This window comes from Pseudomonas nicosulfuronedens (genome assembly GCF_005877905.1).
Classification (GTDB): domain Bacteria; phylum Pseudomonadota; class Gammaproteobacteria; order Pseudomonadales; family Pseudomonadaceae; genus Pseudomonas; species Pseudomonas nicosulfuronedens.
In genome coordinates this window covers 1-15,452 of sequence record NZ_SWDV01000031.1, presented here as the reverse complement: position 1 = coordinate 15,452, position 15,452 = coordinate 1, and the positions used below count along the sequence as shown (strand labels likewise).

General features: G+C 65.9%; 13 protein-coding genes. 11 read left to right on the top strand and 2 right to left on the bottom strand.

Annotation, left to right across the window (positions count from 1 at the left end; genetic code table 11):
* The first annotated feature begins 291 nt into the window (after positions 1-291).
* The 11 genes from FAS41_RS21715 to cobA all read left to right on the top strand — a co-directional run bounded on the left by FAS41_RS21715 (position 292) and on the right by cobA (position 14,014).
* Positions 292-1,494, top strand: a complete 1,203-nt coding sequence (locus FAS41_RS21715) for a CmpA/NrtA family ABC transporter substrate-binding protein (protein WP_138525499.1) — start codon at positions 292-294, stop codon at positions 1,492-1,494.
* A 2-nt stretch (positions 1,495-1,496) separates the two neighbouring features.
* Positions 1,497-2,075: an ANTAR domain-containing response regulator gene (locus FAS41_RS21710; RefSeq protein WP_138525498.1), complete on the top strand. Its 579-nt coding sequence runs from the start codon at positions 1,497-1,499 to the stop codon at positions 2,073-2,075.
* A gap of 238 nt (positions 2,076-2,313) precedes the next feature.
* Complete coding sequence (locus FAS41_RS21705; protein ID WP_138525497.1) at positions 2,314-3,006, top strand: polysaccharide lyase family 7 protein; 693 nt, start codon at positions 2,314-2,316, stop codon at positions 3,004-3,006.
* 98 nt (positions 3,007-3,104) lie between these two features.
* Positions 3,105-3,533, top strand: coding sequence for a thioesterase family protein (locus tag FAS41_RS21700; protein WP_138525496.1), 429 nt, complete (start codon positions 3,105-3,107; stop codon positions 3,531-3,533).
* A 70-nt stretch (positions 3,534-3,603) separates the two neighbouring features.
* Positions 3,604-4,095, top strand: coding sequence for a cytochrome C (locus FAS41_RS21695; RefSeq protein WP_218939121.1), 492 nt, complete (start codon positions 3,604-3,606; stop codon positions 4,093-4,095).
* Positions 4,096-4,410: 315 nt separating this feature from the next.
* Positions 4,411-5,622 carry a nitrate/nitrite transporter gene (locus FAS41_RS21690; RefSeq protein ID WP_138525495.1) on the top strand — a complete coding sequence of 404 codons (1,212 nt, stop codon included), beginning with the start codon at positions 4,411-4,413 and terminating at the stop codon, positions 5,620-5,622.
* Positions 5,623-5,624: 2 nt separating this feature from the next.
* Positions 5,625-7,379 (top strand): bifunctional protein-serine/threonine kinase/phosphatase, encoded by a 1,755-nt coding sequence (locus FAS41_RS21685; protein WP_246084917.1) that lies wholly within the window; start codon positions 5,625-5,627, stop codon positions 7,377-7,379.
* 274 nt (positions 7,380-7,653) lie between these two features.
* Positions 7,654-10,104 (top strand): nitrite reductase large subunit NirB, encoded by a 2,451-nt coding sequence (nirB, locus tag FAS41_RS21680; protein WP_138525494.1) that lies wholly within the window; start codon positions 7,654-7,656, stop codon positions 10,102-10,104.
* 56 nt (positions 10,105-10,160) lie between these two features.
* Entirely contained in the window at positions 10,161-10,490 is a 330-nt protein-coding gene (nirD, locus tag FAS41_RS21675; RefSeq protein WP_138525493.1) for a nitrite reductase small subunit NirD, read from the top strand.
* Positions 10,491-10,525: 35 nt separating this feature from the next.
* A complete protein-coding gene (locus tag FAS41_RS21670) occupies positions 10,526-13,240 on the top strand; it encodes a nitrate reductase (protein ID WP_138525492.1) in 2,715 nt (904 codons plus the stop codon).
* Between the two features lie 36 nt (positions 13,241-13,276).
* Complete coding sequence (gene cobA / locus FAS41_RS21665) at positions 13,277-14,014, top strand: uroporphyrinogen-III C-methyltransferase (RefSeq protein WP_138525491.1); 738 nt, start codon at positions 13,277-13,279, stop codon at positions 14,012-14,014.
* A 67-nt stretch (positions 14,015-14,081) separates the two neighbouring features.
* On the opposite strand, the gene FAS41_RS21660 is transcribed toward cobA, so the two are convergent.
* Together FAS41_RS21660 and FAS41_RS21655 are read right to left on the bottom strand one after the other, a co-directional pair.
* Positions 14,082-15,140, bottom strand: a complete 1,059-nt coding sequence (locus tag FAS41_RS21660) for an OmpA family protein (RefSeq protein WP_045208524.1) — start codon at positions 15,138-15,140, stop codon at positions 14,082-14,084.
* A 109-nt stretch (positions 15,141-15,249) separates the two neighbouring features.
* Positions 15,250-15,452 (bottom strand): sigma factor-like helix-turn-helix DNA-binding protein (locus FAS41_RS21655; RefSeq protein ID WP_281286816.1); only part of this gene is annotated, 203 nt, incomplete at its 5' end.

Here is a 15,452-nt window from a genome sequence, read left to right as displayed (position 1 = left end):
TTGACCGGTTGCACCCACGCGCCTCGGGTCTAAGGTGGAGATCAGGCTCCTGCCGATATCCGTGCCCAGGTGCCCTTGTGGAACCCTCCAGAGGTGCGCTCCCTTCCTCTGCGCCCCGCCCTCCATGGCGGGGCTTCTTTTTATCCAGCTGACTGGCACAGCCCTTGCTGCACTTTCGCAAAGGGTGATCCAACGGCGGATCGCCTACCGACAATGGCGTCGCTGCCACCGCCTCCTCGACGGCCGGTGGAGCGGCGCTTTTTTGTATTGAGAGTGCGTTGAGAGGTGGAGATGATCGACAGCACCAGCCCACTGCCGGACAACCTGGCCTGGGTGGCCGGCTCCGATGCCCCGGAGAAGACCGCGCTCAACCTGGGCTTCATGGCCCTCACCGACTCCGCCTCGCTGGTGGTGGCCGCCACCCAGGGATTCGGCCAGCCCTACGGTTTGACGCTCAACCTGCAGCGACAGAACTCCTGGTCCGGGCTGCGCGACCGCCTGCTCAGCGGCGAACTGGACGCAGCGCAAAGCCTCTACGGCCTCATCTACGACCTGCAACTGGGCCTGGGCGGCGCCTCGGCCACCGACATGGCCGTGCTCATGGGGCTGTGCCAGAACGGCCAGTCAATCAACCTCTCCGCCCCACTGATGCGCGACGGTGTGACCTCTGCCGAGGCACTGCGGAGCCACGTGCGCCAGAACGGAGCACAATTGACTCTCGCCCATACCTTTCCCACCGGCACCCATGCGATGTGGCTCTACTACTGGCTGGCCAGCCACGGCATCCATCCGCTGCAAGATGTCCGCAGTCTCGTGGTGCCCCCGGCGCAGATGGTCGAGCACCTCAAGGCCGGGCGCATTGACGGCTTCTGCGCCGGCGGCCCCTGGGGCGCGCTGGCGGTGGACGAAGGCATGGGCTTTACCCTCGCCACCAGCCAGCAGATCTGGCCGGACCACCCGGAAAAGGTGTTGGGCACCACCCGAGCCTTCGTCGAGCAGTACCCCAACACCGCCCGCGCGCTGGTGATGAGCCTCCTCGATGCCAGCCGCTTCATCGAAGCCAACGAAGACAACCTGCGCAGTGCCGCCCAGCTGATCAGCAGCGAGGACTACGTCGACGCCCCTCTCGCCAGCGTCGAGCCACGCCTGCTCGGCCGCTATCAGGACGGTCTCGGCCACGCCTGGCAAGATGCGCACCCGCTGCGCTTCTTCAATGACGGCAAGGCCACCTATCCCTGGCTCTCCGACGGGCTGTGGTTCATGACCCAGTTCCGCCGCTGGGGCCTGCTGCGCGAGGACGTCGACTACCTCGGCACCGCCCGCCAGGTTCAGCAACTCGACCTTTATCGAGAAGCCGCCAGCGCCGTGGGCGTCAGCGTGCCGGCCGCCGAGATGCGTGCCTCGACCCTGATCGACGGGCGCCTCTGGGACGGCAGCGACCCGGCCGGTTATGCCCGCAGCTTCGAGCTGAATGCCCTGGCGGAGCGAGGTTGAGCATGCTGCGCGTCCTGCTGATCAACGACACCCCGAAAAAGGTCGGGCGCCTCAAGGCCGCGCTGGTGGAGTGCGGCTTCGAGGTCATCGACGAATCCGGCCTCACCGTGGACCTCGCGCAACGGGTCGAAGCCCTGCACCCGGACGTGATCCTCATCGATACCGAATCCCCCGGCCGCGACGTGATGGAACAGGTGGTACTGGTCAGCCGCGACCAGCCACGCCCCATCGTCATGTTCACCGACGAACACGACCCGCAGGTGATGCGCCAGGCCATCCGCTCCGGGGTCAGCGCCTACATCGTCGAGGGCATCCAGGCGCAGCGGCTGCAGCCGATCCTCGATGTCGCCATGGCCCGCTTCGAGAGCGACCAGGCTCTGCGTGCCCAACTGCAGGCCCGCGAGCAGCAACTGGCCGAGCGCAAGCGCATCGAGCTGGCCAAGGGGCTGCTGATGAAAATGAAGGGTTGTGCCGAGGAGGAGGCCTACACCCTGATGCGCCGCCAAGCCATGGGCCGCCAGCAGAAGCTTTCACAAGTGGCCGAGCAGATCATCGCCATGCACGAGATGTTGGGGCACTGACGTCGAAGAGGTGAAGCCGGCCAACGGCCAGCGGCGGCAAGGCGCGATCATTTCGCCAGCGGCGGAGCTGGCCCCTACCTCGCCTGCAACGCCCTATGCTGCGGCCGCCCGGTCTTCTGGCCGGGTCCCAGGAGCGTCATCGGCAGGGTTCGATGGCGCATCGCAGTGGCCGCCGCCGGCTAGGCACCTCGGCGCCCACCCGACCTCGCCGCCTGTGCGGCTCAGCAAGGGCAAGCCCATGATCGACCTCACCACCTGGAACCTCAGCGTTCCCACCGACCCCCGCCCCACCGAAGTCACCACCGCGCAGATCGCCAGGGGCTACCAGAGCCGCTACTTCCGGCGCGACGGCAGTCAGGTGGTGTTCTGGGTTCCCGTCACCGGCTCGCATACCTCCGATAGCGTCTACCCGCGCAGCGAACTGCGCGAGACCACTACCGCTGGCGAGGTCTCCAACTGGTACTACAACCAGGGCGACAACGAGCTGCGCGTGACCATGAGCGTCCAGCAGGTGCCGTCGAAGAACAAGATCATCATCGGCCAGATCCACAGCCGCTCGCCCTACACCGGCAACGGCGAGCCCCTGGTCAAGCTGCAGTACCACTACCTCCCTACCCTGGAAAGTGGACGCCTGGAAGCCCTGGTGCGCAACCATCCCGACGATAGCGCCAGCATCAACGTCCCGCTGATCGACAACATCGCTCTGGACCAGACCTTCAACTACAGCCTGCGCGTCACCTCGGTGGGCAACCTGGCGATCCGCGTGGAGACCTCCGACGGTCGGGCCAACTACTACCGCAAGATCCTCAGCACCACCTGGTCCAAACAACTGCTGTACTTCAAGGCCGGCGCGTACATCAACGACAACTACGGCGACAGCAGCGAGGGTGCGCGGGTGACCGTCTTCCACCTGAACTCGGCGCACCGCTGACTCGCCATTCACTGACCTGATGAGGCACGGGGCGGGCGGACTGCGCGTAGAATGCGCGACACATCCGCACTACCCGTTGCCTTGTCATCGAGACCGCCATGGCCCGCCTGAAACTGGAATTTCCCGAAGAACTCTTCATCTACACCACCAAGCTCACCGTTCGCGTCACCGACATCAACGGCGCCAACCACCTGGGCAACGACTCGATGATCTCGATGATCTCCGAGGCCCGAGCGCGTTTCCTGTTCGACTACGGCATCCGCGAGACCGGCATCATCGTCACTGACCTCGCCACCACCTACCGCGCGGAGGCCCACGCCCGCGACCAGCTGCTGTTCGAGGTCGGTGTGATGGACTTCAACAAGTACGGCGGCGACATCATCTTCCGCATCACCCGCCCGGCCGACGACACCCTGGTGGCCATGGCCAAGTCCGGCTTCGTGTTCTTCGACTACAAGATCGGCCAGGTCGTGCCGATTCCCGAGGCCTTCCGCGACACCTTCCCCAACGTCAACTGGATCGCCTGAGCGGCAAGCGAAGCGGCAGCGCGCTATACCTCTGGAGTCGTACTCGTCAGCCTCCAGAGGAGATTCCAGCATGCCGTCCTTCCTTCGGGTGGGCGCGCTGTCCAGCTGTCTGTGCCTGCCCTTCCCTTCACTGTTCGCCATCGCCCATGCGGCGGATACCGATCCGGTCCAGCGCGGCCGCTATCTGGTGCAAGTCGCCGGCTGCAACGATTGCCACACCGCGGGCTACATCCTCGCCCCGGACAAGGTCCCCGAAAGCACCTGGCTCACCGGCGACCAGCTCGGTTGGAGCGGCCCCTGGGGCACCACCTACGCCAGCAACCTGCGCCTGGCCATGCAGGCCTATGACGAAGAGCAATGGCTGGCCATAGCGCGCCAGGCCAACTTCCGTCCACCAATGCCTTCCCACACGCTGCGGATCATGGACGAAGCCGACCTGCGCGGTATCTATCGCTACGTGCGCCACCTCGGAGCCGCCGGCAACAGGGCTCCCGATTACGTACCGCCCGGCGGCACGCCCAAGGGCCCGGTAGTCCTCTTCCCGTCCCCGCCCGCCCCCTGAATCGCCCCAACGGGGAGCACGCCAGGGACGCGTGCGCCCCGTTGTGGGACAGCAGGTAAAGCACGAATCCTACTAACTCGTTGAGCCGACGGGATTTTCCGCTGTTGGCCCGCGCCTTGCTCTGCACAAGGCGATGGTAATCAACGGCGATTACCCGACTTCGACAAAGGCGTCGCATCCACACCCGCACAGTGCGGTGGGTGGAGCGACGCCTTTTTCGTTTGCCCCGGCGCAGGGGCTCAGGACCTTCTCGAACCCGGCGGCTGCCACGTGGCGCACGACCGGGCTCCTCTACCGTTGCTGATGAGGTGTTCGATGAACACGAGTTTCTGGAAAGCCGGCCATGCGCCGACCCTGTTTGCCGCCTTCCTGTATTTCGACCTGAGCTTCATGGTCTGGTACGTCCTCGGCCCGCTGGCGGTGCAGATCGCCACCGACCTGCAACTGACGACCCAGCAGCGCGCGCTGATGGTCGCCACGCCGATCCTCTCCGGCGCCATCCTGCGCTTCCTCATGGGCCTGCTGGCCGATCGCTGGTCACCCAAGGCAGCCGGCATCCTCGGCCAGGTGATCGTCATCTGCGCCCTGTTTGGCGCCTGGCAATTGGGCATTCACAGCCTGGAGCAGGCGATGATCCTCGGCGTATTGCTGGGCATGGCCGGCGCCTCCTTCGCCGTGGCTCTGCCGCTGGCCTCGCAGTGGTACCCGCCACAGCACCAGGGCAAGGCCATGGGCATCGCCGGCGCCGGCAACTCCGGCACCGTGCTCACCGCGCTGTTCGCCCCGGCCATCGCCGCCGCCTTTGGCTGGCAGAACGTGTTCGGCTTCGCGCTGATCCCGCTGCTGGCCACCCTGGTGGTGTTCGCCCTGCTCGCCCGCAATGCGCCGGAGCGGCCGCCGGCCAAATCCCTGGGGGATTACCTGAAGGCCCTGGGCGACCGTGACAGCTGGTGGTTCATGTTTTTCTACAGCGTGACCTTCGGTGGCTTCCTCGGCCTGGCCAGCACCCTGCCCGGCTACTTCCACGACCAGTACGGCCTCGACCCGGTGAAAGCCGGCTACTACACCGCCGCCTGCGTCTTCGCCGGCAGCCTGATGCGCCCGCTGGGCGGCGCCCTGGCCGACCGCATCGGCGGCATCCGCAGCCTGCTGGTGATGTACACCATCGCCTCGATCTGCATCGCCGCCGTGGGCTTCCACCTGCCCAGCGCAGTGGCGGCGCTTGGCCTCTTCGTGGTCGCCATGCTCAGCCTCGGCGCGGGCAACGGCGCGGTGTTCCAGCTGGTGCCGCAGCGCTTCCGCCAGACCATTGGTGTGATGACCGGCCTGATCGGCATGGCCGGCGGCATCGGCGGCTTCTGCCTGACGGCGGGCCTGGGGGCGATCAAGCAGGCCACCGGTGACTACCAGATCGGCCTCTGGCTGTTCGCCAGCCTCGGCGTACTGGCCTGGTTCGGCCTGCACGCGGTGAAAGCCCGCTGGCGCACCACCTGGGGCAGCGCGGCCGTTACTGCGGCGCGAGTCTGAACATGGCCTGTAGGAGCGAGCTTGCTCGCGAACCGCTTGATGCGGAGGTCACTGGGGAACACGTTCGCGAGCAAGCTCGTTCCTACAATCAGCTGCGCCTGAGCTTTGCCCAGGCCAGCGCCACCGGCCCGCGCGACGAGAACCAGGATGCCCTACGGGTAGTCACCCCGCCCGCCGGGCTGGCCTCCAGCAAGGGGCACCTGTTCGCCATCGCCGACGGCGTCAGCCACTGCGCCGACGGCGGCCTGGCCGCACGGTTGACCTTGCAGGCATTGGCCGCCGACTACTACGCCACCCCCGAGACCTGGGCCGTCGCCCAGGCCCTCGACCGCCTGCTGATCTCGCAGAACCGCTGGCTGCAGGCCAACGGCGGCGGACAACCGCTGCTCACCACCCTGACCGCGCTGGTCCTGCGGGGCCGGCGCTTCACCCTCGCCCACGTCGGCGACTGCCGCCTGTACCGCTGGCATGCTGGTCAATTGGATTGCCTGACCCAGGACCACGCCTGGGAACAGCCCGGCATGCAGCACGTGCTCAAGCGCGCGCTGGGTCTCGACCAACACCTCGTGGTCGATTACTGCGACGGAGAGCTGGAGGTCGGGCAGAGCTTCCTGCTGGTCAGCGACGGCATCTGGGCCGCGCTGGGCGACAGCGCCATCCAGCGCCTGCTGGAGGACGCTCAATCCCTGCAGGCCTGCGCCGATGCGCTGGTCAGCGCTGCCCACCTGGCCGGCAGCCAGGACAACGCCAGCGCCCTGCTCCTCCAGGTGGCGGAACTGCCACCCGCGAGTCTCGGCGACGCCCTCGCCCAGCTCGATCACTGGCCGGCACCGCCCGCTCTGCGGGACGGGCAGGAGTTCGAAGGCTGGCAGGTGGAAGGCAAACTGGCCCAGTCGCGCCAGTCGCTGATCTACCGCGTGCGCGACCGGCAGAATCGCCCCTGGCTGCTCAAGACCCTGCCGCCGGCGCTGCGCGACTCCCCGGAAGCCGCCCAGGCGCTGCTGCTGGAAGAATGGTTCCTGCGCCGCGTGCAGGGCCGCTACTTTCCCGAGCTGCACAGCCTGCCGCAGCGCCAGCACCTGTACTACGCGATGCGCGAGTATCCGGGGCAGACGCTGGACGAGCACCTGAAACTCAACGGCCCGCTGAACCTGCCCGACTGGCTGGACCTCGCCCAGCGCCTGCTGCGCGGCCTGGGCCAGCTGCATCGGCGCAACATCCTGCACCGCGACATCAAGCCGGAAAACCTGCACTGGGCCGACGACGGCGAGTTGCGCCTGCTGGACTTCGGCCTGGCCTACTGCCCAGGACTGTCGCAGGAAGACCCGCACAACCTGCCCGGCACACCGAGCTACCTCGCCCCTGAATCTTTCCAGGGCGCAGCACCGGACGCCCGCCAGGACCTCTATGCGACCGGTGTAACGTTCTACCGCCTGCTCTGCGGGCACTACCCCTACGGCGAGATCGAAGCCTTCCAGCATCCGCGCTTCGGCACAGCCGCCCCGGCCAGCCGCTACCGTCCGGACGTGCCGGCCTGGCTCGACGATTGGCTGGCAAAACTGACTTCCACCCAGCCGCAACAGCGTTTCGAGACCGCCGAGGAATGCTTGCTCGCCCTGGAACAAGGCGAACGGCAGGCCCCGGCGCGCCCGCGTCCGCTGCTGGAGCGCGAACCGCTGAGAGTCTGGCGTGGCGTCGCCCTGGCCTCGCTGGCGATCAACCTGGGGCTGCTGCTCTGGCTGTTGCACGGGGGCTGAAGGCGCACCAGTTCGGTTCAGAACGCATCACCGCAGTGCAGCAGAATGGCTAACCGCTAGAACAGGCCGGCTGAGAGCCCCGGAAACCGGAGCCCGAGCAAGTTGGCACAGCCCCTGCAATAACCCTGGCAACAATCTACAAAAGCGCGTCCCTCAACGAAGAGGCTCGCACTTCCCGATCGAACGGGACTTGGACAAAGGCGTCCTCGCTGGGTAACCGGCGGGACGCCTTTTTTGTTTTCCGTGTTTCAGCTTTGCGTGACGGAGCCCTGACATGAAGAAGCTCAAGCTCGTACTGATCGGCAACGGCATGGCCGGTGTGCGGACCCTGGAAGAACTGCTGAAGATCGCACCGGACCTCTACGACATCACCGTATTCGGCGCCGAGCCGCACCCCAACTACAACCGCATCCTGCTCTCCCCCGTGCTGGCTGGCGAACAGGCCTTCGAGGACATCGTCCTCAACGACCTCAACTGGTACAGCGAGAACGGCATCCGCCTGCTGCTCAACCGCAAGGTCACCCGCATCGACCGTCATCGCCGCAAGGTCTACGCCGAAGACGGCACCGAGGCCGAGTACGATCGCCTGCTCATCGCCACCGGCTCCAACCCCTTCATCCTGCCGGTGCCGGGCAGCCGCCTGCAGGGCGTGATCGGCTACCGCGATATCGCCGACACCCAGACCATGATCGACACCGCGGGCACCCACAGCCACGCGGTGGTCATCGGCGGCGGCCTGCTCGGCCTGGAAGCGGCCAACGGCCTCAAGCAGCGCGGCATGGACGTCACCGTGGTGCACCTCTCCGACTGGCTGCTGGAGCGTCAGCTGGACCGCACCGCCGGCAAGCTGCTGCAGGAAGCGCTGGAATCGCGCGGCATCCACTTTCGCCTGAACACCCACACCGAAGAACTGATCGACGACGGCAGCGGCCGCGTCTGCGCCATCCGCTTCAAGGACGGCGAAGTGATCGCCGCCGACCTGGTGGTGATGGCCGCGGGCATCCGCCCGAACACCGAACTGGCGGAGAAGACCGGCCTGCCCTGCAACCGCGGCATCCTGGTCAACGACACCCTGCAGACCTATGACCCGCGCATCTACGCCCTGGGCGAGTGTGCCAGCCACCGCGGCATCGCCTACGGCCTGGTGGCGCCGCTGTTCGAGCAGGCCAAGGTCTGCGCCAACCACCTGGCCATGCTCGGCTTCGCCCGCTACCAGGGTTCGGTGACCTCCACCAAGCTCAAGGTCACCGGCATCGACCTGTTCTCCGCCGGCCAGTTCATGGGCGGCGAAGGCACCGAGACCATCACCCTCTCCGACCCCATCGGCGGCGTGTACAAGAAGCTGGTGATCAAGGACGACGTCCTGGTCGGCGCCTGCCTCTACGGCGACACCGCCGATGGCGGCTGGTACTTCCGGCAGATCCGCGAGAACCACAACGTCGGCGAAATCCGCGACCACCTGATGTTCGGCGAGAGCAGCATCGGCGATGTCGGCCACCAGGGCCAGAACAGCGCGGCGAACATGCCCGACACCGCCGAAGTCTGCGGCTGCAACGGCGTGTGCAAGGGCACCATCGTCAAGGCGATCCAGGAAAACGGCCTGTTCAGCGTCGACGAGGTGAAGAAACACACCAAGGCCGCCAGCTCCTGCGGCTCCTGCGCCGGCTTGGTGGAGCAGATCCTGATCAGCACCGTGGGCGGTGCGGCGGACGTGAAGCCCAAGAGCGAAAAAGCCATCTGCGGCTGCAGCGACCTCAACCACGGCCAGGTACGCCAGGCGATCCGCGACCATCACCTGGTCACCCTGAGCAGCGCCATGCGCTTCATGGACTGGCGTACCCCGGACGGCTGCGCCACCTGCCGCCCCGCGCTGAACTACTACCTGATCTCCACCTGGCCGGGCGAGGCCAAGGACGACCCGCAGTCGCGCCTGATCAACGAGCGCGCCCACGCCAACATCCAGAAGGACGGCACCTACTCGGTAGTCCCGCGCATGTGGGGCGGCGTCACCAACGCCGCCGAACTGCGGCGCATCGCCGACGTCGCTGACAAGTACCAGGTGCCCATGGTCAAGGTCACCGGCGGCCAGCGCATCGACCTGCTCGGCATCAGGAAGGACGACCTGCCGGCGATCTGGAAGGAACTGGACATGCCCTCCGGGCATGCCTACGGCAAGTCCATCCGCACCGTGAAGACCTGCGTGGGCAGCGAGTTCTGCCGCTTCGGCACGCAGAACTCGACCCAGCTGGGCATCGACCTGGAGCACGACCTGTTCAACATGTGGTCGCCGCACAAGGTCAAGCTCGCCGTCTCCGGCTGCCCGCGCAACTGCGCCGAGGCCGGCATCAAGGACATCGGCATCATCGGTGTGGACTCGGGCTGGGAGCTGTACATCGGCGGCAATGGCGGGATCAAGACCGAGGTGGCGGAATTCTTCGTCAAGCTCAAGACCTCCGACGAAGTCCGCGAGTACAGCGGCGCCTTCCTGCAGCTCTACCGTGAGGAAGCCTTCTACCTCGAACGCACCGTGCATTACCTGCAGCGCGTCGGCATGGAGCGCATCAAGAAGGCCGTGCTGGAGGACGCGGATAACCGACAGGCCCTCAACGCCCGCCTGCAGTTCTCCCTGTCGCTGGAGCAGGACCCATGGCAGGAGCGCATCACCCAGCAGCCGCTGAAGAAGGAGTTCGAACGGATTCCCCTCAAACAGCTGGAACCCGCCTGAGTGCCCGCCGGGCCCCGTCATCGAGGCCCCTACTACCCGTTTGCCGGAGACACCCCATGAACTGGATCGACATCTGCGCCCTGGACGACATCAACCCACTGGGCTCGCGCGTCATCGCCGGCCCCCAGGGCGATATCGCGATCTTCCGTACCTCCGATGATGAGGTCTTCGCCCTCGACGACCGCTGCCCGCACAAGGGCGGCCCGCTGTCCCAGGGCCTGATCTATGGCAAGCGCGTGGCCTGCCCGCTGCATAACTGGCAGATCGAACTGGCCAGCGGCGAAGCCGTGGCCCCCGACCAGGGTTGCGCCCATCGCCACGAGGTGAAGGTCACGGATGGGCGCGTGCTGCTGGCCCTGCGCGACAACCTCGCCCACTGCGCCTGATTTTCCCTGCTTCCGATTCAGAGCGAGGCTGCGCCATGCCCCATAACCGTCGCACTACCGCATCGACCTGCTGCTACTGCGGCGTGGGTTGCGGTGTACTGATCGAGCACGACGACGAGCGCATCCTGGGCGTGCAGGGCGACCCGCAGCATCCGGCCAACTTCGGCCGCCTGTGCAGCAAGGGCTCGACCCTGCACCTGACCGGCGATGCCGATGCCCGCGCGCAATTCCCGGAGCTACGCCTGGGCAAGGGCCTGTCGCGCACCCGAACCGACTGGGACACCGCGCTGGAACATGCCGCTGGCGTCTTCGCCGAAACCCTTCGCGAGCACGGGCCGGACAGCGTGGCCTTCTACGTCTCCGGCCAGTTGCTGACCGAGGACTACTACGCCTTCAACAAGCTCGCCCGCGCCTTGGTCGGCACCAACAACATCGACAGCAACTCGCGCCTGTGCATGTCCTCGGCGGTGGTCGGCTACAAGCGCAGCCTGGGCGCCGACGCCCCGCCCTGCAGCTACGAAGACATCGAACTGGCCGACTGCGTGTTGATCGCCGGCAGCAACATGGCCTACGCGCACCCGGTGCTGTTCCGCCGCCTGGAAGAGGCCCGCGCACGGCGCCCGGAGATGAAGCTGATCGTCATCGACCCGCGCGTCACCGACACGGCCGAGGCGGCCGACCTGCACCTGGCGATCCTGCCCGGCACCGACGTCGCGCTGTTCCACGGCATCCTGCACATCCTGCTCTGGGAAGGCTGGATCGACCGGGCTTTCATCGACGCCCACACCGACGGCCTGGATGAGCTCAAAGCCCTGGTGCGTGACTACGGCCCGCTGGCCGTGGCGGAAATCTGTGGCATCGCAGTCGATGACCTGCAGCGTGCGGCCCAGTGGATCGGCCAGTCGCCGTCCGTCCTGTCGCTCTGGTGCATGGGACTTAACCAGTCCACCGCCGGCAGCGCGAAGAACAGTGCGCTGATCAACCTGCACCTGGCCACCGGGCAGATCGGCCGCCCCGGCGCCGGCCCCTTCTCCCTCACTGGCCAGCCCAACGCCATGGGCGGCCGCGAGACCGGCAGCCTGTCCAACTTGCTGCCTGGCCACCGCGAGGCTGCAAACGTTGAACATCGTGCCGAAGTGGCTGCCTACTGGGGCGTCGAACGGCTGCCGGAAAGTCCCGGCCTGAGCGCCATCGAGCTCTTCGACGCAGTACGCGACGGGCGCATCAAGGCCCTGTGGATCGCCTGCACCAACCCGGCACAATCGCTGCCGGACCAGACCCGCGTGCGCGAAGCCCTGGCAACCTGCCCCTTCGTCATCGTCCAGGAAGCCTTCACCACCAGTGAGACCTGCCAGTACGCCGACCTGCTGCTTCCGGCCGCCAGCTGGGGCGAGAAGGAAGGCACGGTGACCAACTCCGAACGTCGCATCAGCCACGTGCGCCCGGCCATTCCGGCGATCGGCGAGGCCCGGGCGGACTGGAACATCGTCTGCGACTTCGCCCGCCGCCTGGAACAACACCTGCGACCCGGCGAAAGCAGCCTGTTCGACTTCGGCTCACCGTCCGCGCTGTTCGACGAGTACAAGCTGCTGACCCGTGAACGTGATCTTGATCTGTCCGGTATCGACTACGCACTGCTGGACACCCGTGGCCCGCAGCAATGGCCCTTCCGCGCCGGCGCAACCCAAGGCACCGAGCGCCTGTATGGCGACGGACAGTTCCCCACCGCCAATGGCCGCGCCCGGCTGATCGCTGAGCCCTACCGCGCCCCGAAGGAAAAGCGTGATGCGCGTTACCCGCTGATCCTCAACACCGGTCGCCTGCGCGATCAATGGCACGGCATGACCCGTACCGGCACGGCTCCCCAACTGTTCGGCCACGTGGAAGAAGCCATACTCGGCCTGCACCCGGACGAGCTGCGCCGCCGACGCATCAGCGACGGCCAATTGGTGCGCCTGCATAGCCGCCGTGGCGAACTGGTGCTGCCGGTACAGGCAGACGACCGACTGCGCCCCGGCCAGGCCTTCCTGCCGATGCACTGGGGCGACCGCTACCTCAAGGGTCTGGGCATCAATGTGCTGACCCTGCCGGCGGTAGACCCGCTGTCCCGCCAACCCGAGCTGAAACACGCCACGGTGGAAGTCAGCCGCATCGAGCTGTCCTGGCAGTTCTTCGCCCTGGTGGAAGGCAACGTACAGAAACGCTTCGACGCCTTGCGCCCGCTTTTCGAAGACCTGCGCTACGCCAGCTTCAGCCCCATCGGCCGCGAGCGCCCGGCGCTGGTGATCCGTGCCGCGCACCATGAGGCCCCCAGTGCGGACTGGCTGGCCCGCATAGACGCCCTGCTGGACCTCGGCGATGGACCGGTCATGGCCTATGACGACCCGCGCCGCACCGTGGGCAAACGCGTGCGTATCGAGCAGTCACGAATTGTCTCGCTGCGGCTGGCCGGCGAAACCGCTGCCCGCGCCTGGCTACGCGAGCTTTGGAAGGAAGGCCGTGCCGACCAGGAACTGCGCCGCTGGCTGCTCGCACCGCTCAGCGCGGCCCCCGGCAAGGCTGGCGCGGCAGCAGACAAGACACTCTGCAACTGCCTGAACGTCAGCCAGAGCCGTATCCAGGCCGGTATCGACAAGGGCCTGGACCTCGAAGGTCTGAAATGCGAACTCAAGTGCGGGACCGCCTGCGGCTCCTGCGTACCGGAAATCAAGCGCCTGTTGGCCCAAAAACCGCTGGCGGCGACAGCCTGAACCAAGCCGCGAAGACGGCAGCCCGAGGAGAACGACATGAGTGGAAAAGTCTGGCTGATCGGCGCCGGCCCCGGCGATCCGGAACTGCTGACCCTGAAGGCCGTCCGTGCGATGGCTCAGGCCGACGTGGTCCTCATCGACGACCTGGTGAACCCCGCGGTACTGGAGCACTGCCCTTCAGCGCGGGTGATTTCCGTCGGCAAACGCGGCGGCTGCCGCTCTACACCGCAGGACTTCATCCACCGCCTGATGCTGCGCTACGCCCGCCAGGGGCGCCGCGTGGCACGCCTGAAAGGCGGCGACCCGTGCATCTTCGGCCGTGGCGGCGAAGAAGCCGACTGGCTAACTGCGCGCGGCATCGACTGCGAACTGGTCAATGGCATCACCGCCGGGCTGGCAGCCGCGACCCAGTGCGGCATCTCCGTGACCCTGCGCGGCATCAGCCGGGGCGTGACCCTGGTAACAGCGCACACCCAGGACGACAGCCCGTTGAACTGGCGTGGTCTGGCCGAGGGCGGCACAACGCTGGTGGTGTACATGGGCGTGGCAAAACTGGCGGAAATCCGCGACGGCCTGCTCGACGGTGGCATGGCTGCCGGCACGCCGGTGGCGATGATCGAGAGCGCTTCCCTGCCCACCCAACGCGAGTACCGCTCCCAACTCGCCAGCATGCTGGACGACGCCCAGCGCTTTGCCCTGAAGAGCCCGGCAATCCTGGTGATTGGCGAAGTCGCAGCCGCTGCGCAGCAGGCAATCCTGGCTCGCACCGCCTGAAGCTCACTTTCCTGCAGGCAAAGAAAAACCCGGCCTAGGCCGGGTTTTTCTCGTCAGCTCAGACCAATTACTTGGCTTGGGCTTCTACTTCGGCTTCTACGCGGCGGTTAACAGCGCGGCCTTCGGCGGTTGCGTTGTCAGCAACCGGACGGGACTCACCGTAACCAACAGCGTTTACGCGGCCGCCTTCAACACCGTACTCGTTGACCAGTACGTCACGAACGGCGTTGGCACGACGCTCGGACAGCTTCTGGTTGTAGGCGTCGGTGCCGACGGAGTCGGTGTGGCCTTCAACGGTGGTGGAGGTGGACGGGTACTGCTTCATGAAGTCAGCCAGGTTTTTGATGTCAGCGTAGCTGTTCTCTTTAACCTTGGACTTGTCGAAGTCGAACTTCACGTCCAGCTGAACGCGAACGACTTCGGCAACAGCCGGGCAGCCGTTGGCGTCAACGGTGACGTTGGCCGGGGTGTTCGGGCACTTGTCGACGTTGTCGCAGACGCCATCGTTGTCGGAGTCGGAGCAGACTTCAGCAACCGGCTCGGGAGCCGGGGCCGGCTTGGCGCCGCCGCCGAAGTTCATGCCGACGCCCAGGCCAGCCATCCACTCGCCCTGGTGACCGTTGTCACGCTTCTCCAGGCCGTACTGGCCGTCGAGGCTGGCTTTGGCGTAGAAGTTTTCGGTGAAGTAGTACTTCAGACCGGTACCGACCATGGCCATGGTCAGGTTCTGACGGCCACCGTTGTCGGAGTTGATGTTGGTCAGGCTCTGGTGGCCAACGCCGGCGGAAACGTACGGACGCAGGTTGCCAGCACCCGGAGTGCCGAAGTGGTAGATGGCGTCCAGAGTGCTCAGGTTGCCATGGACCTTCTTGTTGCCGGTCTCGTAGGTGCCACGTACGTCGTGGTACTCACCGTAGGACAGAGCCAGCTCGACGTCGTCGGTCAGGAAGTAACCAACGGAGCCGCCGTACAGGTCCGCGTTCTTCATGTTGCGGGTGCTGTCGGTGAAGTAGCGCTTGCCGAATGCTTCGACTTCGACGGCGCCCTGGCCTTGAGCGAAGGCATTGACAGCGGCGGTGGCGATCAGCGAGCCAACTACGACGCCTAAGGTGTTCTTCAGTTTCATCCGTTAAATCCCCATCTTGGTGGTCAATAAGTTGTCCTAACCATAGGCCGTACAACTTGGGTGGCAAGTTTATCAGAACTTGCCAAACAGAGAGACAATATTTCCCGGACTAAGATTCCGTCACATTCGAAAACTTTTCTCTCATTCGATCGAGTGCACGTTTGTAGCGCATCTTCGTGGCGCTAAGCCCCATGTGCATGATGTCGGCGATTTCCTGGAACTCCAGTTCCGCAACAAATCGGAGCACGAGGATTTCCCGATCAATGGGATTGACATGAACTAGCCAGCGGTCTAGTCCACCCCGTTCTTCGA